Annotated in this window: 20 protein-coding genes; 11 read left to right on the forward strand and 9 right to left on the reverse strand. The window is 68.2% G+C overall.

Features of this window, described 5'->3' with window-relative positions; translation table 11 throughout:
* The first annotated feature begins 76 nt into the window (after positions 1–76).
* The 5 genes from mobC to ACZ2G1_RS19725 all read left to right on the forward strand — a co-directional run bounded on the left by mobC (position 77) and on the right by ACZ2G1_RS19725 (position 4700).
* Entirely contained in the window at positions 77–466 is a 390-nt protein-coding gene (gene mobC / locus ACZ2G1_RS19705) for a plasmid mobilization relaxosome protein MobC (RefSeq protein ID WP_470378032.1), read from the forward strand.
* Entirely contained in the window at positions 463–1974 is a 1512-nt protein-coding gene (locus ACZ2G1_RS19710) for a relaxase/mobilization nuclease domain-containing protein (RefSeq protein WP_470378033.1), read from the forward strand. The genes mobC and ACZ2G1_RS19710 overlap by 4 nt, the downstream gene beginning before the upstream one ends.
* 2 nt (positions 1975–1976) lie before the next feature.
* The gene (locus tag ACZ2G1_RS19715) at positions 1977–2747 is read left to right on the forward strand and encodes a hypothetical protein (protein WP_470378034.1); all 771 of its coding nucleotides are present in this window, start codon (positions 1977–1979) and stop codon (positions 2745–2747) included.
* A gap of 434 nt (positions 2748–3181) precedes the next feature.
* A complete protein-coding gene (locus ACZ2G1_RS19720) occupies positions 3182–3913 on the forward strand; it encodes a hypothetical protein (protein WP_470378035.1) in 732 nt (243 codons plus the stop codon).
* A gap of 424 nt (positions 3914–4337) precedes the next feature.
* A complete protein-coding gene (locus ACZ2G1_RS19725) occupies positions 4338–4700 on the forward strand; it encodes a hypothetical protein (protein ID WP_470378036.1) in 363 nt (120 codons plus the stop codon).
* Between the two features lie 324 nt (positions 4701–5024).
* Here ACZ2G1_RS19725 and ACZ2G1_RS19730 read toward each other — a convergent pair whose 3' ends face one another.
* Genes ACZ2G1_RS19730 through ACZ2G1_RS19765 form a run of 8 tightly spaced genes read right to left on the reverse strand, consistent with a single transcriptional unit; the run spans position 5025 to position 14065 of the window.
* Positions 5025–5429, reverse strand: a complete 405-nt coding sequence (locus ACZ2G1_RS19730; RefSeq protein ID WP_470378037.1) for a DUF4913 domain-containing protein — start codon at positions 5427–5429, stop codon at positions 5025–5027.
* 2 nt (positions 5430–5431) lie between these two features.
* Positions 5432–7237 carry a type IV secretory system conjugative DNA transfer family protein gene (locus tag ACZ2G1_RS19735; protein ID WP_470378038.1) on the reverse strand — a complete coding sequence of 602 codons (1806 nt, stop codon included), beginning with the start codon at positions 7235–7237 and terminating at the stop codon, positions 5432–5434.
* The gene (locus ACZ2G1_RS19740) at positions 7234–8985 is read right to left on the reverse strand and encodes an ATP/GTP-binding protein (RefSeq protein WP_470377962.1); all 1752 of its coding nucleotides are present in this window, start codon (positions 8983–8985) and stop codon (positions 7234–7236) included. Before ACZ2G1_RS19740 ends, ACZ2G1_RS19735 begins: the two co-directional genes overlap by 4 nt.
* Positions 8985–10499, reverse strand: a complete 1515-nt coding sequence (locus ACZ2G1_RS19745) for an SCO6880 family protein (RefSeq protein ID WP_470377963.1) — start codon at positions 10497–10499, stop codon at positions 8985–8987. Before ACZ2G1_RS19745 ends, ACZ2G1_RS19740 begins: the two co-directional genes overlap by 1 nt.
* Entirely contained in the window at positions 10480–12345 is a 1866-nt protein-coding gene (locus ACZ2G1_RS19750) for a type IV secretion system protein (protein ID WP_470377964.1), read from the reverse strand. Before ACZ2G1_RS19750 ends, ACZ2G1_RS19745 begins: the two co-directional genes overlap by 20 nt.
* Positions 12338–13087 carry a DUF8175 domain-containg protein gene (locus tag ACZ2G1_RS19755; RefSeq protein WP_470377965.1) on the reverse strand — a complete coding sequence of 250 codons (750 nt, stop codon included), beginning with the start codon at positions 13085–13087 and terminating at the stop codon, positions 12338–12340. Before ACZ2G1_RS19755 ends, ACZ2G1_RS19750 begins: the two co-directional genes overlap by 8 nt.
* Before the next feature lie 46 nt (positions 13088–13133).
* A complete protein-coding gene (locus tag ACZ2G1_RS19760) occupies positions 13134–13433 on the reverse strand; it encodes a hypothetical protein (RefSeq protein ID WP_017832684.1) in 300 nt (99 codons plus the stop codon).
* Complete coding sequence (locus ACZ2G1_RS19765; RefSeq protein WP_470377966.1) at positions 13430–14065, reverse strand: DUF6668 family protein; 636 nt, start codon at positions 14063–14065, stop codon at positions 13430–13432. The genes ACZ2G1_RS19760 and ACZ2G1_RS19765 overlap by 4 nt, the downstream gene beginning before the upstream one ends.
* 127 nt (positions 14066–14192) lie before the next feature.
* Between ACZ2G1_RS19765 and ACZ2G1_RS19770 the strand changes: the two genes are divergently transcribed.
* From ACZ2G1_RS19770 to ACZ2G1_RS19795, 6 genes are all read left to right on the forward strand, one after another.
* The gene (locus ACZ2G1_RS19770) at positions 14193–14462 is read left to right on the forward strand and encodes a helix-turn-helix domain-containing protein (RefSeq protein ID WP_095651506.1); all 270 of its coding nucleotides are present in this window, start codon (positions 14193–14195) and stop codon (positions 14460–14462) included.
* Positions 14463–14472: 10 nt separating this feature from the next.
* The gene (locus tag ACZ2G1_RS19775) at positions 14473–15954 is read left to right on the forward strand and encodes a hypothetical protein (RefSeq protein WP_470377967.1); all 1482 of its coding nucleotides are present in this window, start codon (positions 14473–14475) and stop codon (positions 15952–15954) included.
* Positions 15955–15987: 33 nt separating this feature from the next.
* A complete protein-coding gene (locus ACZ2G1_RS19780) occupies positions 15988–17106 on the forward strand; it encodes a transglycosylase SLT domain-containing protein (protein ID WP_470377968.1) in 1119 nt (372 codons plus the stop codon).
* Entirely contained in the window at positions 17094–17696 is a 603-nt protein-coding gene (locus tag ACZ2G1_RS19785; protein WP_470377969.1) for a hypothetical protein, read from the forward strand. The genes ACZ2G1_RS19780 and ACZ2G1_RS19785 overlap by 13 nt, the downstream gene beginning before the upstream one ends.
* An 18-nt stretch (positions 17697–17714) precedes the next feature.
* On the forward strand, positions 17715–17972 hold the full coding sequence (locus ACZ2G1_RS19790; protein ID WP_368833394.1) for a hypothetical protein: 258 nt from the start codon (positions 17715–17717) through the stop codon (positions 17970–17972).
* 163 nt (positions 17973–18135) lie between these two features.
* Positions 18136–19749: a replication initiation protein gene (locus tag ACZ2G1_RS19795; protein ID WP_470377970.1), complete on the forward strand. Its 1614-nt coding sequence runs from the start codon at positions 18136–18138 to the stop codon at positions 19747–19749.
* 68 nt (positions 19750–19817) lie between these two features.
* On the opposite strand, the gene ACZ2G1_RS19800 is transcribed toward ACZ2G1_RS19795, so the two are convergent.
* Entirely contained in the window at positions 19818–20828 is a 1011-nt protein-coding gene (locus tag ACZ2G1_RS19800; protein WP_470377971.1) for an IS481 family transposase, read from the reverse strand.
* Between the last annotated feature and the right edge of the window lie 2 nt (positions 20829–20830).

The following is a 20830-nucleotide window of genomic DNA, read 5'->3' on the forward strand; positions in this document are numbered from 1 at the left end:
TTTGCGGTGGCACACTGGTCGTGTGGGGCCCACTCAGTGGGGGCGCTGCGCTGGGCCGGCAAGGAGAGGAGGTGCTGTGGTGGAGCAGGAGAATCCGCGCCACGTGTGGAAGTCGAGGCGCAAGCGGATCGAGGGCAAGACCCAGTACGTCCGGGTGTCCATGTCCGAGGCGGAGCGTGCCCAGTTGATGATGCTGGAGCAGCAGACCGGGCTGTCGCCCTCGGCGCTGATGGTCGAGGCGGTGTTCGGGTCGGCGGATCCGGTGGCGGTGCAGCTGCGGCGGAACCAGTTGGCGGAGTTGCTGGCGATGCGCCGGCTGATGGCGACGATCTCGAACAACGTGAACCAGATCGCCCGGCACGCCAACAGCACCGGCGAGGTCCTGCCCGAGACGGTGGAGACGATGCGTGAGGCTCGCCGGTTCAGTGAGGACGTGCTGGCCAAGATCGAAGAGTTGATCCCGTGATCCCGAACATCACCAAGGGTGACAAGCCGATCGGGCTGATGAAGTACCTCGTGGGCCCGGGCCGGTCAAACGAGCACACCGACCCGCACCTGGTGGGCGGCTCCCCGCTCATCATGTCCTGGCACGACGACGCGCAGCTGGGCGAGGAAGCCGCGGTGTCCATCGCCCGCGAGGTGGATTTGAACCGGCGTGCCTTCGGGGTGGACGCTGACGCCAAGCACATCTGGCACTGCTCCCTGTCGATCCCGTACCAGGACCGGGAGGTCACCGATCAGGAATGGGCCGACATCGCCCAGCGATTCATGGACGAGATGGACTTCACCGAGGCCGGGGCCAAAGCCCCGTGCCAGTGGGTCGCGGTGCATCACGGGCGCTCCACCAAGGGCAACGACCACATCCACATCATGGCCTCCACGATCCGTGAAGACGGGACGAAGTGGGCCGACGGCAACGACTACGCCCGCGCGCAGAAGGTCACCCGGGGCATCGAGAAGGACTTCAACCTCATCCAGCTCGGCAACCACTCCGAACGGTGGCTGCAGCAGGGCGAGATCAACCGGGACAGCACCAGGGAACCGACCCGGTTCGCGCTGGAACGCACCGTCCGCGCGTGCGCGGTGGCCGCCGAGTCGGAGGCGCAGTTCGTGCGGCAGATGCGTCGGGCCAACCTGCTCGTGCATCCCCGCTTCGCCGCCGGCACCGATTCAGTGGTGACCGGGTATTCGGTGGCGGAGCGTCCGCCGAAGGGGATGCGGCCGCTGTGGTTCGGGGGCGGCAAGCTCGCACAGGACCTCACGCTGCCGTCCTTGCGCACCCGCTGGCCCGACACCCCGCACTCCTCTCAGGAGGCGGCTGAGGAGTGGATGGCGGCCAAGCGCCACCGACGCATTGTGCACCCCGACGCCCCCGGCGCTGCCCTGGACGAGGAGACCGCCCGGCGGTTGGCCGGGGAGTTGAAGGAGGTCCGCCGGCGGCTGGTCAAGATCGCCCCGGACGATCACCAGTCGTGGGCGCACGCGGCTCGGGAAGCCTCCGGGGTGTTCGCGGCGTGGTCTCATGCGACCGAGGACGGCCAGGGACCCTTGGGGCGTACTGCCCGGGTGCTGGCCCGGTCCGCGCACCGTTCCGGGGTGAAGATCACCACCCCGCTTCAGGCGCCGCTGCGCACCAGTGGCACCACGGCCTTCCTGCTGGCGGCCACCCGGGCTCCGTCCCCGGTGGCGCAGGCGCTCATCATGCAGCAGATGCTGCGGATGACCCGGGCGTTCCAGGACATGCACCAGGCCAACAAAGAGCTGCGCGAGACGCAGCTGATCGTGGACGCCTTCCAGCAGCACCTCGCGGTCGTGGCGGAGCCCCTGCCCGATGTGAAGCGTGAGGCGAGGCAGGGTGCCGCGCACGCCGGTCCCACCCGCCACCGTGGTGCGCTGCGTGAAACCCAAGGCCCGACCATCGAGCACCCCTACGTTGACCACACCCCCCACACGGACCACGGAATGGAGCTGTAGAGATGAGCACACAACCCGACGGCGTGAACGACCTGCTCTCCCGAGACCTCCAGGCGGCGATGGCCGTGGCCGGGCGCTGGGGCGAGATGATGGCCCGCCAACGCGCCGAACAGGCACGCCAACGTGTCACGGAGCAGCAGCACCGGCGGCGTGAGCTGGAGGAGCGCTTCGAGGCCGAACGCGCCGTGATGCGCACCGAGCTCGCGCCGGTGGACCAGGACCGGTTCTGGGAGAACGCCAAGCCGGAAGACATCGCTGCCCACTACGGGCTGGCCCGGCAGTGGGAACAGCACGACGAGGCCGCCCGCACCGCGCGGGCACGGATCGAGTCTCAGGTGAAGGAACGCCACGGGTTGAGCGTGGAGAACTACCTCGAGGAACGCGCCCCAGAGCATCAGCGCACGGAATCCGCCGAGCAAGAGACCGCCGCACGCGAGACAGCGGACGCCCAACGTGACCACACCGCCGCCGCTCTGAACGCCGCTGAGGCCGGCCGTGGCGATCTCCAGAACGACACCGATGCCCGCAATGCTGCCGCTGAGGCCGAGGAGCTGTGGGACTCCGGGGACCGGCGCGCCAACCTCGCCAAGCGGCTCATGGACGCCCTCGGCGGCACCGAGGAAGGCCGTGATGGCGTGCGCGCACGCCTGGCGGCGGACCGGGACCAGGGCACGCCCCCGATCGACGCCGTGCGATCCACCCAACGCGGCCCCAAGGCGCGGAAGAACACCGGGCGCGCAGCGGGACGGGAGAGGGGCCTGGAGCTGGGCTGAGGCCCTCCAAGCACAAGAGAAGGGGCGCAACCTGTGCCCTAGCCCCAAATCTGTAACTTACGCAGAGGTATGGTTACGCGCCGGTCAGCTCTGTAAGTTCTACCGAACCAGGTAGCGCTATAGGGGGATTGCCAATGTTCAGGATTCGTCATGTGATCGCCGTTGCCGCGCCACTGATCCTTACGGGAGCAATTGCAGCGCCTCCGGCGTATGCGGACCACACGCGGCAGCACACATGTGAGCAGGCAGGGGGAGTCTTCACAGCCGGCGCGACGCGGGGCGCGGACCGCTGCGTTGTCACGGAGGAGAGCTCTGTCACCGGACCGTACGGCAGGCCGACGAACACGAGCAGCGAACCGCGGCCCGACGACACGAGTCCGATTTTCATCGACGGTCCGACGACTCCCACCGGCGAGCCCACGACCGACTCCGAGTTGCGCGACGTCGGCGATCCGACCAGCGTCGTGACGGTCGTTCCCGGCGATCCCATGACGTCTGAGCGCACCGAGCGCGGCACACCCACCAGCACCGAGGCCCCCGGCACGCGTAACTGTGAGCGTGTCAATAACGAGAACGCCAAGAAGCCGGTCGAGCAGTGTGAGCGCACGGTCGTGACCACCACGACGACTCCCACCACCGTGGTCACCACGGTGACAACCCCGCAGACCGAGCGCACGGTCACGACGCAAGCGCGCGAGGAGTGCACCACGACGACGCAGCCGACCAGCTTCGTGCGGACGACGACGCAGGGCCAGGAGCAGGACCAAACCATCTCTTACCAGCAGCGCACCATCACCACGACCATCACGACCACCTACAGATACGACGGCCGCGACGACCTGCAGCTCATCGTCTTTCCTGGGGGCGGAACGAACCCGCGCACCACGACCCGGACCACAGAGGCGGACCCGTACGTGGTGACGACCACCGTTCCGATCCAGCCCAGCACCACCACGGAGACGCTGCCCGGTGAGCCGATCGTGACCGGACCTGTGTGCGCGCCCGCTGACCCCGAACTGAGCACGACCGAGCGTGAGCTCGAGCCCCTCAGCGCCGAGACCAGCCGCCCCGGCGAGCCGATCGTCACCACCTCGACGCGTGGCACCGGTGAGACCTGCCAGAACAACCCCTCCAATGCGGAGCAGCGCCGTAACGCCTGCTCGTAACGCTGGCACGAAGGCCCGCCCCCGCTTATCTGGGGGCGGGCCTTCGCAGTGTCTGCGTCCGTCGAGCCAGCCCCGCGGCCGTGATCGTCGTCACAGGCTCCGGTCGCGCTGACCGCTGACGGCGCAAACGGAAAAGAGGATGATGACGGGACTGCCGCACCGGTACGTGATAGGTCACCTATTCGTGCGGCAATCCCCACGCACGCCTAGCGTCGGTGCGGGCAACCGCATTGGGTGCAGTTACGGGGCCGTTGGTTGTTGCCCACGTTCTATAGCTTCCAGTGGTGCAATCGCTGGTGAAGGTCACTGCCGGTCTGACGGGCGGAGAGGCTCCTGCAGAGTCCACGTGCTCGGCGCCGGCGTCAGACAACCCAGTTCTGAGGCCGGGTCTTGGTTGCGGCGATGGAGCTTGCTCTCAGCGCGGATGACTTTGTCGATCAGTCAGGCAATATTGCAGCCTAAGTGGTTTGGCGCGGGTCAGAATGCCGATTTTCGTGTGGCCGACGAAGGCGAAGCGGATGCCTGGAGTAGTGACCCCGATGAGGTGAGGTCAGAACCTAAAGCGTCCATCAGCGCGAGAAGGGTTGAAAACGCGAGCAGCGGCGTCATTGGACCTTTCCGGAGTTTTGGCGGCGCGACTGGTGCATTTGCCAGGGTTGCCGAGGAGGCACTGTGGATCGGGGCGGTCAGCGTGCGCGGCAGGAACACCGAGGCCAGCAGACAGAAATATCGTGGCCGCCGCAGTAGCCAAAGCCTTCTTCAACATCTTTCCTCCTTGCATGGTTGAGTACCCACTCGTTATCGGGCTGACACGACGAAGCTAGCCGCCTGCGCTCTGCCTACTTAGGGGTAACTGATCACTGTGACCCATCCGTAAGCTGAAGTCGGCTGGTGTCGAAAATGTTGCCACTGGCCAAGGAACCGCCGCCGGTGGCGGTTCTTGGGCAGTCGCAGGCGACGGGCCATTGGCAGTTCCGCCGCGGCCCCACCCTCGCCCATTAACGGAAGTTCCAAGCGGGAACCGGGGGGCGCGAACTCATGGGACAGGCCCTAGAGGTGGACCGGCCTACGCCTTTCCGGAACGTCCTCGACCACGGGTGAGATACCTGAATCAGTCGAACAGACCATCCGGTGGCGGCTCCAGGGCCAGGGGCACTCCCTTGGGGCTGTGCGTCCTGGGGGTGCAACCGTGGAAGGGCCCTTTTTCCTCGAAGAGCACACGCATCGTGGGGTCGGCGTAGTCACGCCACCACACGACCAATCCCGTGGACGGGTCGGTGCGTAGTTGCTCCCACGCCCGCCACAACCCCGTCAGGCGGCTCACCGCTTCCTCATGTCGCCACCACTGGGCGCACCAGGTGAACGTGGTCGAGCGGCCCGCAGGGTCCAGCTGACGTCGGTACACGGGCGCCAGTTGCTCGGTCACGAACTGGGCCACGTTCGCGTAGAACAGCTGTGCAGGAGGCTGTTCCTCGACGTCCTCGTTGCCGTCGGCGGCTTCCTCTTCCCAGTTCATGTCTACTCCTTCACCAGCGCCGCCCACCGGTTCCCGGCAGGCGCGGCCGCGGTTGCCCCAGCAGCCGGCTTCTCGGGCTCGTCGCCCTGCTCGGCGGTGGCCGCAGTCGGGTTGTTGTGGGCTTCTTCGGAGGCCCTGGATGCTTCCGCGTAGGGGCGGTGGTCAATCGGGATGGTGCGCAGCAGCACGGCCCTCGCCCCGGAGCCGAACATCACGGCCCTCCCCTTGGGCAGGGCGGACAGGTCGGCCACCGACATGATGTCGTCGGTGGCGTCCTGCCGGGAGGTGGACCCGGAGTCCTTCTGCCTCGAGGAGGAGACGGAGGTGTAGGTGTACTTGCCGATCAATTCGACAAGCATCTTCAAGTAGCCCTCTTCCTTGACGTTGCCGCCGTAGGTGACGACGTTGGCGGTGGAGAACAGCTTGCGCATCCCGGACTCACCCCACACGTCCACGCCCTGGGACCAGGACTGCAGGAACGTGGAGACCACGATCCCGCGAGACCCATAGTGGCTGTAGAGGTTGGGCAGGTTCATCCAGCGGCAGACGTTGGCGGCCTCATCGAGCACGCACAGCATGGGGGTGGCCAGTCGGCCCCCGGCCTGGGTGACGGCGTGCTCCTCGGCCGCCGTCACGGTGGCCACGGTCAGGGCGGTGACCAGGGGACCGGCGGTGCCGGCCCCTTCCTTGGACAGGGCGTAGAGGGTGTGCTTGCCGCGCACAAAGGCTTGGGGGTCGAACTGTGGCCGGTCATCGTCGGGGCCGATGGGGTTGACCCAGGCGGCGATCTTCTCGTTTTTCAGGCACGCGGCCATTTGCAGGGCGGTGGAGTAGACGCTGCCCCGGTACTTCTCCGGTTGCTGGATGGTGCTGGCCACCGAGTCGGCTTCCTTGGTCCACCCGTGCTCATCGAGCAGCAGTGCTGGGGTCTCATCGGTGGATCGGGTCAGCCAGTAGTGCACCCGTTCGATGGGCTCCCCACCGGCGGCGGCCGCGAGCAGCAGTCCGGCCAGCAGGTCCTTGCCGGCGGAGTCGAAGTGACCATCGCCCTTGGCGCCGACGTCTCGGGAGCCAGCGGCGAAGTTGTTCGCCATCTCGGCGGCGCGCTCACTGTCGGTGACGTAGGTCAGCGGGTTCCACCACCAGGTCGGTTTCTCCCCGGCCACACCTTGCGGGTCGAAGACCCACACGTCTCCGTTCTCGGCGCGGATATCGCGGGTCAGGTCGGAGAGATCGCGTTTGTTGGAGGTGGCGATCACTGGGCCCGGGGCCTCGATGATGGACGGGGCCGCCTGGGAGGTGGTCTTGCCGGTACGGGTGCCCCAGATGTGCAGAAGGGTGTCCTCCCAGGAGGCGTAGAGGGTGTGACCGCCGCGGACCATCTTGCCGATCATCACCCCCGGGGCCTCGACGCCGAAGCGGGCAGCCTTGGCCTTGGCCTGCTTCTCGGTGAAGGGGGCGACGTCGCGCACCGAGGCCATGCGCACGGCCGCGCGGTCGTGCTTGACCACCTTCTGGGCCTTCTGATGGCGCTTCCACCCCCACAGCGCGAACAGCCCGGTCAGGAGCAACCCGACCGTGGCGGCCAGGACGACCTCGGTGGTGCGCCAGGGGAGGTCACCGGTGAAGGTGCCCAGGGACCGCTCCCAGTACCCGCTGGGCAGCGGGTCGGTACGCGGGGTCAAGGCATGGCCGGCGCTGACGATCACGTAGAGGATGGCCGGGATGCCGACCAGGGCGAAGAGCAGGGTGAGCAGCAGGGCGATCTCCCCTCCGCCGGCCTTGTACTTACGGTCCAGGGAGCTCATCGTTGGCCCCTCTCCTGGGCGGCGCGGGACTTGGCCTCGTGCCACTTCTTCTCGGTGTCGTGGACCTGACTGCGGCGTTCGGTGGGGGTGAACTCCATGGCGAACGGGATCCCGGCCCGGGAGCCGACCTTGATGAAGAACTTCCCCTGGCCCGGGGGTGGGGTGGTGGTGCGGTCGTCGAAGTACCAGGCGGCGTTCTCGTCGTCGGCCAGCCACTGAGTGAGCTCGTCGTCGGTGAATGCCTGGTCGGTGGGGGCGTAGACGTCGTCGTTGGTGTACTCCATCGCCTCGTCCCCGCGGCGGTTCCAGGCGGGTGGGTCCTGCCAGTTCGCGAGCTGTTCCTGCTCACGCATGCTCAAGGGCACGGATTCGGTGAGTAGCGGCATCTCGGATTTGGCGAGGCCGCCGAGGATCTTGATGCCGCAGCGGTCCATGATGCCCTTGGCCTTCGCCCGGTCCTCCTCGCCGCGGACGGCCATCAGGTCGGAGGGGGTGTGGGAGGCCATGATCTGTCCAACCCCCCATTCCCGGTTCAGACGGGTGAGGGCGTTGACCTGGTCCACGATGCCGGGCCCGGCCGCCAGGGTGTTCCACAGCTCATCGAGGATCACCAGGAACCGCTGGCGCTCGATCACCCCGTCATCAGCCAGCATGTTCGAGGTGGTCACGGTCCCGAAGCCGGCCGACCAGCACGCCATCAGCGTCGCGGCCCGCAGGTCGGACTCGGTCTGGGAGATGCGGGAGAGGTCGAAGACCATCGGCCGGGAGGCGTCGATCCGGTTGGTGGAGGGGTGGGCGAACATCTGCCCGAACGCCCCGGAGCCGCACAGGGAGTTCAGCGAGGACTCCAACCCCTCCGTGATGGCCTCGTACCGGGCGTCGTCGCCGCGGTCCAGGGCGACCTCGCGCACTTCAACCGGCTTGTCCTTCAGGACCCGCCGCAGGTCCGCCATCACCGGCACCGTGCCCGACTCGGCGTGGCGGGTCTCGAGGACGGTGAGGCACCGGTCCAGGATCGATTCCTCCCGCTCATCCAGCGGCTTCTTGCGCAGGATCGCGATCAGCGAGGCGATCAGCGACCGGCGGCGCGAATGCAGTTCATCCAGCAGCTCCTCCGCCCTGGCGGGCGAGAGCAGTTTGGCGGCGGCGACCGCCCCGCAGTCATCGAGCGGGTTGATGTGGCCGACCCCGCGCCCCAACGGGAGGACGGCGCCGCCGAGGGCTTCGATCATGGTCACGTGTTCGCCCTTGATGTCGCCGAGGATCAGCGGCCACACCCCGAAGGCAGCCAACCCGATCGCCATCCGGCGTAGCAGCGAAGACTTGCCTAGACCCGGGTTGGCCATCACGAAGGCCGAGGGGTTGGAGATCACCCGCAGCTTCAAAAACCAGGAGATCGGGTCGCAGCACACCGGCTCCCCCGAGAGCAGGTTCCGCCCCAACGGCACCCCCTCCAGCGGAGAGCCGCCGCCCATGGGGAAGGGGAAGAGCCCGCAGACCTGGTAGTTGGTGCCGCGCATTTCCCGGATCGGGTGCAGCAGCTGCGCCTCGCCCAGTCCCCGGCCCTTGTGACCCCGCGGGCCCGGACGACGGGTGGAGGAGGCAGTAACCGAGGTGCTGCCGGTGCGCTGGGGCTTGGCGAAGACCTTCCCGAGCCTCACGCGGGCGAAGGCCCGGTCCAGGACGGTGGTCGAGGCGTTTCCCCGGCTGGCCGGGAGGATGATCTGGTCTCGCTGCTTCTGCTTCATCACAGGGCGTTCCTCACGGTCGAGGGCAGGGCCAGGTGGTCCGGAATGACCACACCCAGCGGCAGGCCGGCGGCGAAGGTGGAGTCCTGGGCCCCGTAGGCCTCCTCCAGGCGGATCCGCGCCGAGGTGCCGAGGTTCTCGATGATGGCCTCGGCCTCATCGAGCTCGCCCTTGGAGCGGACGGTGGCGGTGACGACGAGCCCGAAGTTCAGCAGCCCCGCCCCGTCGGCCTCCTCCGCTGCGGTGGCCTGGGCCGCACGGGTTTCGCGGGTGTCTCGGGCGGTGGCGCGGTTGCGGGAGGAGGCGTTGAAGGTGGCGGTGTTGATGTCGTTCTCCACCATCTGCGCCGCCCTCGCGGGGTCGATGGGGCGGTAGAGCAGGGTGACGCGCTTGCGCACCAGCTCCGGGGTCGGGGCGATCAGGGCCTGGAGGACGTTGGCCTGGACGGTGGAGCGCGGGGGCACGGACATCGCCCAGGACTTCGACCAGGAGTTGTTGTGGTGGTAGCAGTCCCAGAAGGTGTCGGCGGCCTGGGGGCCGACCTCACTCCAGTCCAGCTCCGGGGCCACCCCCTGGGCGTGGGCCCGGTCGAAGAGGATTGCCTCGGCCGGGTCGTAGGCCACCCGGATGACCTCGCACAGCTGCTGGGCCGTGAGCGGTGCGGCCACCCCCGCCCCGGTGTCGTTCAGGGACAGGGTGAGGTTGGGCAGGCGCGCCGCCAGGTCATCGGCGACCTCATGGGCGTTGCGGATGCGCCCGCCGGCCCGCACGGAGGCTTTGAAGGTCACCGCGATGTAGGCCCGGGTGACGGTGGCCCCGGTGGGCAGCATCTGCACGGTCTCGTTGATCACGTCGCGGGCGAAAGCCGGGGCGGTCTCGGCCATGCGGGCCTCGATCTTGCGGGCCAGGCGGTACCCGGAGTCCGGGGCGGTCTCGATCGTCACCGACGCCGCAGTCAGCCCGGGCTCATCGGTGAGCATGCCCAGCCAGTGCGCCCAGCGGTCCACCCACCGGTTGATGTGCTCCTGGTCGACCATGCCCCCGCCATCGGGCTCGGAGGAGAACACCACGGTGTAGTGGTGTTTCTGCGGGACCTCGACCAAGGCGAAGGGGCGGCCGTAGCCGTCGACGTGCTCGGTGATCCTGGAACGGGCCGAGACCCCGGGCAGCTTCGTGGTCCCTGAAGGCACCCGGGACACCGGCCCGGCCCGGTAGACGTTGGCCCCGGAGTAGACGGCGTTGGCCCACCCGGCCCGGCGGACGATGCGCTCAATCAGGGTGCGCCCGTGCTTGTTCTTCTGCATCGACAGCGCAATCAGCGTCAGGATCACCGCTTCGAAGCCCAGAGCCACCAGCCACAGATTGAGCATCATCAGCAGGATCCCGCCGACCACCCCACCGATCAGCAGCACGGTGCCGGCGGTCGACAGCCCGGCCAGGCCCTTGGAGGCCGGCGTGCGGAAGTTGCCGTACACCCGCGGACGGTTCTCGGTTTTAGCTTCGGTCTGCGCCATCAGGGCGGGCCTCGTTTCCGGTCTCGTTGGCGATCTGCGCCTTGAACGCACGCGCCTGCTGCTGGACGGCCTTGGCGGTCGGCTTGGCGCCTGCGGGGCCCGTGGATCGTGCCCCAGTGCGGGGTGGCGCGCCCGCGCCAGCACCGGCCCCCGGGGTGGAGCGGGCCCCGGTGCGAGGTGATGCCCCTGCTGCCCCGTTGCCCGGGGCCGGCTGCGCCCCTGTTCCCGCAGAGGGCTTCTGCGCACCGTCCTGGCCGGGTGTGCCCGGGTAGGGCGCGCCTGCCGTTCCGGTGCCGGCGGCACCGCCTCCGGTGCTGGAGGTGCCGGCGTTCGCGCTGGACTCGGTGGCCTGGGAGACGGCTTCCCCCGTCTTCTGCACGGCGTTGGCGGCCGCCATGCCTGCAGCTACGGGAGCAACAGCTGCGCCAGCCGCAGCAGCACCAGCAGTGCTCGCAGTGCCCGCAGTTCCTGTAGTGCTGGCCCCCGTAGCACCGGTGGCACCAGTGCTCGAGGACGGTCCAGACGCTGGGGACATGGGCCCACCCTTGGAGGAGGCGGAAGACTGGGGCGAAGAAGTGGACGAGGAATCGGAGCCGAAGCCACGCCCAGACCGCGCCAGATGGGACGCGCCCTGCGGGATGGCGGCACCCATCGCCGCGATGCCTAACGCGCCGCCCCCGCCTCCGGAGGAGGACATCGAGCCCAGCACGGGGCTGAGGAAGCCGATGAGCACGGGCAGGGCGAACACGGAGGCGACGATCATCATCAGTCCGGCGGCGAACTGGATCAGCCCGCTGCCTCCGTCCTCCCACACCCCGGTGGTGGACATCTTGATCGCCAACCCGTAGATCAACGCGGCGGCGGGTTTGTAGAAGGCGAAGGCCAGGGTCCAGGCGATGACCTTCTGGAAGAAGTTCTTGCCCGTCTCGGTGTTCAGGAACGCAGCGGATAAGGGGAGGATCCCGGCCATCAGGAACAGCATTCCGGTGCGCAGCACCATCAGCATCAGCTGGATGAGGTTCACGATGATCGCCACGACCCCGCCGACGATGATCAGGATGACGTTGCCCCCCAACCACACCGGATCCGCCGCACCGGCGCTGGTGGCGTTGTCCAGGGCCAACAGCTTGAGCACATCGGTCTGGAAGTCCTCGCCGATGGCCGAATCGATGATTTGGACGGCCAGGGCATCGGTGCCGGCCACCAGGACGTTGAGGATCGTCACCCCCGAGGCCGTCACCACGGCCAGGGTGAGCAGATTCTTCAGCAGGTCCCTCGCCGGTTCAGCGCGCTGGGTCCAGGCCATCTGGGCCCCGGCGATCATCACGCTCAGCGCGGCCACGGCCAGGGTGAGGTAGAAGGTCTGGTCCTGAATGAAGCCCACCGACCCGCTCAGATTTCCCGCCCGGGCCGGGACGAGGAAGCCGATCAGGCTGGTGGCCCCACCGATCAGCGCCGCCCCGGAGGCCAGCACAGTGGCCGTGTTCACCAGGCCGGCCCCGTCGCCGCGGCGGGCATTGGTCGCCAACACGATGCCCAGGAACAGCACCCCGAACACGCACACCCCCAGCCCGATCCAGCTCGCGTAGCTCAGCAGCAGATCGATGTAGGCGTTGAACTCACCACGAACCGGAGCCTGCGAGGCGGGTGCACTGTCGCTGGTGAGGTTCGCGCTGCCGATCCTCGTCCACATCGACCCCAGGGAGGCGATCGTGTCGACCACCGCAGCGGTCACGCCGTCCGCGATCTGATCCAGGGCATCTCCGGCCGCCCCAGTCAGGGCGTCACTGATGCCTTCCTTCGTCTTGCAGACGCCGTCCCAGAAGCCGCATTCCTGCTCAGCCATTGCCGGGGCCCCACACGATGTAGCCGCTTAGGTCCGAGACGCGCCCAGAGACGGGGCCACCACTGCCGTCGTCATCAAAGGCAAAGCGCCAGTCCCCTTCATGCCACACGAGGTTGCCACCGGTGGTGTTGTACACCTTCTCTGATCCGTCATCGCCGGCCAGCACGACCTCCACGGTGGCCGTGTCCCCGGTGTAGGAGAGAAGCCGGAAGCCGGCGACCTGCACAGGCACTGACGTGTTATCCCCTCCTGCGATCCGTTGCTGGATCTGCCCGATTGCAACGTCCTTGCCGGGGCCCTCCATGCCGAGCAGGCGTGTGGTCTCCAGTAGCAGCTCGGGGTCGCCACTGGCTGTCAGCATGTTCGTGGCGGCGAGGAGTGCCCCTTCGGGGGTGTGGGAGTAGCAGGAGCGGACGCCGGTGGACTCATCCACGGTGCCAGGCCCGTGCTCCTTCGAGGACGGTGCGTAGATCGCGCCCAGGGCGGTCCATTCGACGTCCTCGGGTGCTTTCGTGAGCGTGGTGCCGCCGGTGGCGTCCAGGCCGCACACCGACTCCCCGCCCGAGACCGATTCGGCGGTCGTGGCCGGTGCCGGGGCGGCCTGGGTGGGCTCCTCACCGTCGGGCCACAGCCACAGAACCACCCCCAGCACAATCAGCAACGCGACCAGGACCGCTGAGATCAGGAAGCGGGGGGCCTTCCACCAGGTGCTGTTGTCGTCGGTCTCGATCTGATCTGTCACCTGCTGCTCCTCTGATGCGGGGGGTTGGTCTTGCGGAGGTCAGAGGTCATGCCCCGGAGATGAAGGAGAGGATCGAGGCGCCGCCGGAGATCAGGGCCACGGCCAGCACGATTTTGATGATCCCGGAGACCTCTTCGGTGGTCTCTCCGCGGCGGGCGTCGAAGGCCATCTTTCCGCCGACCACCAGCAGGCCCAGCACGGCGATGCCCAGGGCGATCCACTTGCCGACACCGACCATGCGGTTCCAGGTGTCGCCGATGCCGGGAGGGGCCAGCGGGTCGGAGTCGGGCAGGGCGGCCGGCAGCGCGAGCACGGTGTCCTGTGCAGCCAGTACGAGGTCGATCATTGGGGGGTCCTCTCAGAAAGTGCTTCATCGGCTGCCTCACCGAGGGCGGTGAGGACTTTTCTCGGTTCCCGGGCCATGGACTCCCAGTCCACGGTCCCGGTGAGCCGGAGCTCTTCGATCCAGGGCACCACCCAGGTGGCGGGCACACCACCGGAGATCACCCGGGTCGCTGCGGCCAGGGACTTCGGGGTGCGCCCCGGGGCATCGGCCACCAGGACCAGGCCTTGGAGATCGACATCGGGGTGGGCGCCGGCCGCCCAGTCGCGGGCGGCGAGACGGGCGGCGTCGAGGCCCCGCTTGTTCTGCCGGGCCACGAGGAAGACCGGCGCGGGGGCGTGCTGGGTCTCCTCATCAGGGCGGGCGGGCCACCGGTGATGGCAGGAGGTGCCGCCGAGCAGTTCGGCCAGCACAGACTCCCCGGCCCCACCGTGGACACCGAGCCAGAACACGTCGTGGGCGTCGGTGAGAAACCGCCCCAGTCGCCCCTCGTCCTCGGGAAGTCCGATGACGCCTCGCTGGGGTCCCGAGGCGCCGTGCAAGACCGTGACGGTCTCCTCGGGGACGTCTTCGAAGATCGGCCGGGTCTGCTCCTGGGTGGAGGGCGATACCAACTCAGCCCAACGGTTGTCCATCACACCTCCTCGGTCGTAGGGCCTCCAATAGACTGGACCCTATGTGCATTAGACAACACTGAGAAAGGATTAGCAATGTTAAACAACACTAGACAACAAACGAGTATGACTGTGTACAGTGCCCAGTATGAGGGCGCAGGTGATCGTCGTGTCTGACGCGCTGGACCGGCTCTTCGAGGGCCTGCCCGAGCGGCTGACCGTCGACCAGCTCGCGCAGGTGCTCGGACTCGGTGATCGCACCATCACCTACCGCTGGTTGCGTGACGGGATCGTGCCGGCGATCAAGCTCGGCAAGACCTGGCTGATCCTGCGTGACGACATCAAGGAACACCTTCGCTCTCAGTACAACGTCCCCCATTCCACCGACAATGACGGGGCGCACACGAACGAGGAGTAGGGAGAGCACCATGGCTCAGGCACTGGAGCGGCCGGTCTGCACGGCCAGGATCGCCGCCGACGACAGCGTGGAGGTGACGATCGATCGGGTCCCTTACGAGTTCGCCTCGATGCCCGCAGCTATCGCCCACGTCGTCTCTATCGCTGATGACTTGGGGCGACCGGTGAAGCTGACGGCCATCGACCCGGCCTCGGTGAGCGAGCCGGAGACGCGACTGATCGTCGCCGCGGACGGATCCGTGACCGCAGATGCCAGTGCCTCGGCCAAGAAACGGCCCTCCCGTGGAGGCTCTTCACGTGTTGTCACAGTCGACGACCTCGTACCGGAGCCTGAGCAGACGACACGCCCAGTGGTGGCCACCGAACCAACCGCTGACCTGAGCGAACACCAGCCCGCGGAGCCTTCCATCGATGCGGAGACCCCGCAGACGCTTCCCAAGGCCGATGTCCCCCATTCGGGGGACGCATCCGAGCTCTCAGCTACGGACCCACGGCCCGAGACCACCGCGGGCGACACGCCCGCCGCCGACCCGGCGCCCAGCAGCTCCACACCGACCCCGGTCGTCGCCGAGGCCGGAGATCCCCGCCTGCAGCTGCGCCGGGAGACGACCACGGAGACGCCCGAATCCCCCGCCCGCCACGGCTGGCGAGGATGGTGCAACCAGAGGCTCGGACTGTCCCTGGCGGCATCGCCCGCCGAGCAGGCATCTCGTGCCCGCCGGGTGCGGATTCAGCGGCCGCTGGAGACCCACCGCACCGTGGCCGTGCTCCAGCTCAAGGGCGGGGGCGGGAAGACCACCACCGCCTACCACCTGGCCGCCACGGCCGGACGGGTGCGCGGGGGCAACATCCTGGCCGGGGAGTTCAACGAGAACCAGGGCACCCTGGCCGAACGCTCCCTGGCCGGCGGCCACGACCGCACCACCCTGGACCTAATCCGCAACCTGGACACCGTCACCCGCCGCACCGCCGACCTCGTGCGCTACGTGCGCCCCCAGGGCGACGACCGGATCCACGTGCTCGCCTCCCCGCCCGAGGGCACCGACCGCACCCGGGTGGAGGGGCGCTCCGTACGGGCCGCCCATGAGACCCTGCGCTCCCTCTACAGCCTGATCCTGCTCGACACCGGCAACTCCGCCCAGTCCTCCACCTGGCGCGCCGCCGTGGACGTGGCCGACTCCCTGGTGCTGGTGGCCCACAACCGCGAGGACGACGCCCGGTTGCTGGAGGCCACCGTGGCTGCCGTCGCCGCTGAAGGCCACGGGCAGAAGCTGGCCCGGTCCGTGCTGGTGGTCTCCAACACCGCCACCAACAACACCGAACGTCTCACCCGGCTGCGCGAGTACGCCCAGGCGGTCGGGTTGGCCGGGACTGTCGTCATTCCCTTCGACAAGTCCCTCCAGGAGGGCCGCGCCTTCCACTATGACGCCCTGCACCCGGGGACCGTGCGGGCCTATGAGGAGGCCACCGCCACGCTGATCGACCAGCTCTGACCCCCAGCCCTCCCATCCCCCCAGGAGGCTGTGATGTCGGCTGGATCCCCCCGTGCCCTCGGCGCCGTCGTGGCGCTGCTGCTGGTCCTCAGTATCGGCTCGATCGTGGCCCTCGCCGTGCTCGTCGCCACCCTGGCCGAGGACGAAGAGCAGGCCTCAGCCAACTCCTGCACCGTCACCGCCGTCACCACGGGCAACGACAGCGGCCAGCAGCGGGCACCGAACATCCCCAACGGTTGGGCACCACTGGTCGAGGACGCCGCCCGGACCGCCGGGTTGCCGGTGAGCGTGGTGGCGGCACAATTGGCCCAGGAATCCGGGTGGAATCCGGACGCCACCAGCCCGGCCGGCGCTCAGGGCATCGCCCAGTTCATGCCCGCCACCTGGGCCACCTACGGCGAGGGCGGGGACCCCTTCGACCCCGACGACGCGATACCCGCCTATGGCCGCTACATGGCCGTCCTCAAGGACCAGGTGCAACCGATCGCCGGCGAGGACGCCGGTGACCTCGTGCGTCTGACCCTGGCCGCCTACAACGCCGGACCCGGGGCTGTGGAGCAGCACCGGGGTGTGCCGCCCTACCAAGAGACCCGCGACTACATCGACACGATCCTAGACACTGGCCAGTCCCAGTTTTCCGCCAACTGTCAGGTCCCCACCGGGGCCCTGGCCTGGGACGGAGACCTGGGCGAGGGCGAGTGGACCACTCCACTGCCCGGGGGCGTGTTCACCTCCGGCTACGGCGGCCGCGCCCTGGCCGGGGTCCCGGGGTGGGCCAACCAGCACGAGGGCGTGGACATCGCCACCCCCGGGGCCGGCAACGGTCGCGGTGGAGTCGTCGTCGCCCCTACGTCCCTGCGGATCACCGGGTTCAACACCACCGATGGGTGCGTGATCGCCAAGGAGAACGGGGACGATCCCGACTTCGGCTTCGCCTTCTGCCACCTGCACTCCTGGGACGTGTCCAAAGGCCAGCAGCTCAAACGCGGTGACGTCATCGGCACCGAGGGCAACCGCGGACGGTTCGGCATGGCCACGCACCTGCACTTCGAGATCTACAAACCCGACGCCCCGGAGATGGTCTTCCCCTACCAAGGGCACAACCTCGATCCCGAGCCCATCCTCAAACAGAAAGGAGCATGGCCGAAATGACCCGACACCGCCTGATCACCGCCCTCACCCTGTGCCTCCTACCCTTGACCGCCTGCGGGCCCGATGCAGCGCAACAGGCCAGCGAGCAGACCACCACCCCCGCCACGGCTACTCCCTCCCCCACCGAGCACACCCCCGGGCAAGGTTCTTTCCCCGACCCGGACACCGTGGACCGGGCCGATGTGGAGGCCACCGCCGAAACCGCCGCGCTGATGCTGCACTCCTGGGACACCGCCACCGACCGCACCCAAACCGCCGCCGCGATCCGCGCCAAACCGCTGATGTCAGAGGATTGGGCCGCTAATCAGGTCGAGCCGGAACGCAACGGCAACCAGGCCGCCTGGCTGGAACCCGCTGAGCACCAGGCCTACAGCGCACCCAGCCTTGTGCCGGCCGTTGGCGACGTCTCCCGCGACGTCGCCGCGGACAAAGCGATTCGCGCCTACGACCTCACCTGGCGGTGGATCAGCCGCGACGGTCAAGAAATCGAGGCCACCGGCCAACGTCAGGTCGTCATCTACCTCGAGAAGCACAACGGGCATTGGGACGTCGTTGGCCACCAGACCCATGACATGGGCACCAGCAAGTAACCCCGACACGGACACCCGATGCTGTTCAATGTCATGTACATGTGGCAGGCTGAGCCCATGAAGGAATACGAGCCCCCCAAGATGATCGGGCGCAGAGTCCCGTTCAGCATGCGGGTGCTTCCTGAACAGCACCGCCGCGCTTTCGAGAAGGCGGCCGCCCTCGGCCTGTCCCAGGCTGATTACATCGGTGCACTGATCGACCGTGACTACGGATTACCGAACGCGATAGACGACCGGCAGAACGCTGAGGAGCTCCCCATCACCAAAACCGCTTAAACGACTGACGGCCCGCCGTGGAGGGCGGGCCGTCGAAGTCAATCAGCTGTCGCAAGTTTGCCGACCGAGACAGCTGGTTCAACAGAAACCGGATGAGAACCGCATATGAACCCATTACCAGGGGACTGCTGTGTCCCCTAGTGTACCTGAGGCGCGTCCGCAAGTGGACCCCGCCTTGCTGGATATTGCCCTTTTTTGCCCCGAGACCCCGGCCCGCCGGTTCCTTGAGCACCACCGGATCGAGTACTTCCGGTGCGGTCAGACCAAGTCGCAGGCGTTCCCGAACCGTGGGCGGCCTGCTGGTGACTTCGCGTTCATTCAGCTCAATCCGGCCGATTGGTTGAACTTCCTTGTCGTGGACGTTGATGACGAGGACGCGTTGTTGAACCTGATGCACCCGGCCGTGCCCGAGCCGACCTGGATCATCGAGAACCCGCAGACTGGTCATGCTCAGGCCGGGTGGGCGATCGAACCGGTCTACCGGGGCGAGGGTGCTCGGTCGGGTCCGATCCGCTACGCGGAGGCGGTGCAGCGGGCCCTGGACCGGTTGGTCGACGGGGACCCGTGCTTCACCCGCTACCTGGTGCGCAACCCGGCCGCTGCGTTCCCGGCCGGGCGCGTGTGGTGGGGCCGCAGAGCCAGCCCATGGTCCCTAGGGGATCTCAAGGCGCACATGGTCGAATACACCGATCCGTTCTACGACGAGGCCATCGACGGGCCCGCCACACCGGCCTGGGACCCGGGCACGCCCCTGCTGGGACAGTCCGACATCCCGCGGGTCCCGGTGGTGGACACCGCGATGGAGGTGGGGCGCAACACCGCGATCTTCCGCGCCACCCGACGGTGGCTGTGGGACCAGCGGCAGGCCCGCCAGCAGACCCCGACGGAGGCCGCCTCGATCGCCCACGCTAGGGCGCTCAACGCCCAGCTACCCCACCCCCTGGCTGATGGGGAGGTGACGTGTCTGGCGCGCTCGGCCGTACGCCAGGTCAACGCCGGCAAAGGACGCCCCACCTCCAGCAGCGGCTCTGATGCGGCACACGAGTACCTGTCCCGGATGGGACGGCGCGGTGGGAAGGCGAGGACCGAGGCCAAGGTGCGTGCGGCGGCGGACAACGCCGCCCACGCCCGCCAGGCCCGCACCGACCGTGCGGGGCAGCTGCGGGCCCAAGCGGTGCGGTTGCGGGCGGCAGGGGCGACCTACCGGGCCATCGCCGAGGCCGTGGGGCGTACCGCCCGCACCGTGATGGCCTGGCTGAAGAACGCGCCCATCTACGACACCATGGGAGAAGGTGAAGTTCTCCAAGCAACAGGTATTGGTCTCGCCCCCAGAGTGCGCCCCACCCCCTCCCCTAGCCTGGAAGTGCCCCCCGGACCTGCCGATGAAGAGGATGCCCCCGTGACGAGTGAACCCGCCTACCAGTGGCCCGAAGGCGTCCTGCCTGGAGAACCAGACCCCGACTTCCGGGATCTGCTCCTCCCCGGGCACCGCGGCCTCACTCTCTGGGTGCCCCTGGACTATCTGGAGGATCATCCCATTGGCTCCGGGTACTGGTCTTTTACGACCGCCTCCGACTACTGGGAGACAGTCAAGGCCGGACCGTTCCATGGTGCTGCGCTGGGTGGGCGAGAACTGCATGTCACTGAAGTGGGGGCCCGTGTCGGAGAACTCCACGGACTGCGCTTCCCACACCTGACCGCGGTCTCCTACGAAGTCACTCGAGTCGCTGGCGACTCCCGGTGGTCAGCACGGTTCCCCGGCTACATCGTCCACTGACGCGTCGCCTCCAAGGTCAGTGTCACAGTGCTCTCAGGGACTTCGCTGTCCCCGGGCTTGTCCGACCGCTAGCTGTAAGAGGGCATGACGTTATTGGCACGGGCCGGGACGCGTGAGGCCGGGGGATGATCGCCACAGGCGGTATGGGGCCGATGGTAATTGAAGTGGTTCACCCACACCCCAATTGCGTCCCGGCGGGCCTGCTCGCTGGAATAGGGGCGGGCGTAGAGGACCTCGTCGGCCAGCAGGCGGTTGTATCGCTCCACCTTGCCGTTGTGCCGCGGCGTGTAGGGCTTGATGCGCTGGTGGCGGCCGGCGAGGGCTTCCACGCAGCGGGTGAAGTCGCGGGCCCGGTAGTTGGCGCCGTTGTCGGTCACGACCCGGTGCAGCCGGGAGATGCCGTGGGCGGCGAAGAAGGCCCTGGCCCGGCAGAAGAACCCGATCGTGGTCACCGCTTTCTCGTCGGCGAGGGCCTCGGTGTAGGCCAGCCTAGAGAAGCCGTCCACGGCCGAGTGCAGGTAGGTGTAGCCGACCTTCGCTCCGGGCCCACGCTTGGACTTCTTCGCCTGAGCGCTGCCACGGCCGTGGGCGTGCCAGCCGCCGCCGTCGGGGATCTTGCCGACCTTCTTCACATCCAGGTGGACCATGTGCCCGGGCCAGGCGGCGCGAATCCGTCCCGGGGTCCTGCGGGAGTTCTCGCCCTCAGGGGTGAGGTCGCGCAGCCGGGAGATCCCGAGTCGGTGCAACCAGCGGCCGACGGTGCGCAGACTGATCGTCACGGCAAGGTCGACCAGGTGGCGGTGGATGCGCCGCGCCGACCACTTGCGGCCCCGGCGGAGCGCCTCGATGAGCTCGACGACCGCAGCCGGGGTGCGGGTGCTGCTGCGTCGCGGGGTCGAGGGCCGGTCGGTGAGTCCGGCTTCGCCGGACTCGAGGTAGCGGGCCACCCAGGTGGCCACGGTCGGGCGAGAGACCCGGAACTCCGCGGCCACGTGGGCCATCGGGATCCCGTCCTCGAGGTGGCGCAACACCATGCGCAGCCGGCCGGTCGGGGTCAGGGGTGCATTAACGTGGGTCATGA

This window comes from Kocuria sp. KKT182 (assembly GCF_055635395.1).

Excerpts from the sequence above, each read along its gene's own strand:
- ACZ2G1_RS19715 (WP_470378034.1), top strand. The coding sequence starts at position 1,977 with ATGAGCACACAACCCGACGGCGTGAACGACCTGCTCTCCCGAGACCTC.
- ACZ2G1_RS19725 (WP_470378036.1), top strand. The coding sequence starts at position 4,338 with ATGACTTTGTCGATCAGTCAGGCAATATTGCAGCCTAAGTGGTTTGGC.
- ACZ2G1_RS19730 (WP_470378037.1), bottom strand. The coding sequence starts at position 5,429 with ATGAACTGGGAAGAGGAAGCCGCCGACGGCAACGAGGACGTCGAGGAA.
- ACZ2G1_RS19735 (WP_470378038.1), bottom strand. The coding sequence starts at position 7,237 with ATGAGCTCCCTGGACCGTAAGTACAAGGCCGGCGGAGGGGAGATCGCC.
- ACZ2G1_RS19740 (WP_470377962.1), bottom strand. The coding sequence starts at position 8,985 with ATGAAGCAGAAGCAGCGAGACCAGATCATCCTCCCGGCCAGCCGGGGA.
- ACZ2G1_RS19745 (WP_470377963.1), bottom strand. The coding sequence starts at position 10,499 with ATGGCGCAGACCGAAGCTAAAACCGAGAACCGTCCGCGGGTGTACGGC.
- ACZ2G1_RS19750 (WP_470377964.1), bottom strand. The coding sequence starts at position 12,345 with ATGGCTGAGCAGGAATGCGGCTTCTGGGACGGCGTCTGCAAGACGAAG.
- ACZ2G1_RS19760 (WP_017832684.1), bottom strand. The coding sequence starts at position 13,433 with ATGATCGACCTCGTACTGGCTGCACAGGACACCGTGCTCGCGCTGCCG.
- ACZ2G1_RS19765 (WP_470377966.1), bottom strand. The coding sequence starts at position 14,065 with ATGGACAACCGTTGGGCTGAGTTGGTATCGCCCTCCACCCAGGAGCAG.
- ACZ2G1_RS19770 (WP_095651506.1), top strand. The coding sequence starts at position 14,193 with ATGAGGGCGCAGGTGATCGTCGTGTCTGACGCGCTGGACCGGCTCTTC.
- ACZ2G1_RS19775 (WP_470377967.1), top strand. The coding sequence starts at position 14,473 with ATGGCTCAGGCACTGGAGCGGCCGGTCTGCACGGCCAGGATCGCCGCC.
- ACZ2G1_RS19780 (WP_470377968.1), top strand. The coding sequence starts at position 15,988 with ATGTCGGCTGGATCCCCCCGTGCCCTCGGCGCCGTCGTGGCGCTGCTG.
- ACZ2G1_RS19785 (WP_470377969.1), top strand. The coding sequence starts at position 17,094 with ATGGCCGAAATGACCCGACACCGCCTGATCACCGCCCTCACCCTGTGC.
- ACZ2G1_RS19790 (WP_368833394.1), top strand. The coding sequence starts at position 17,715 with ATGCTGTTCAATGTCATGTACATGTGGCAGGCTGAGCCCATGAAGGAA.
- ACZ2G1_RS19800 (WP_470377971.1), bottom strand. The coding sequence starts at position 20,828 with ATGACCCACGTTAATGCACCCCTGACCCCGACCGGCCGGCTGCGCATG.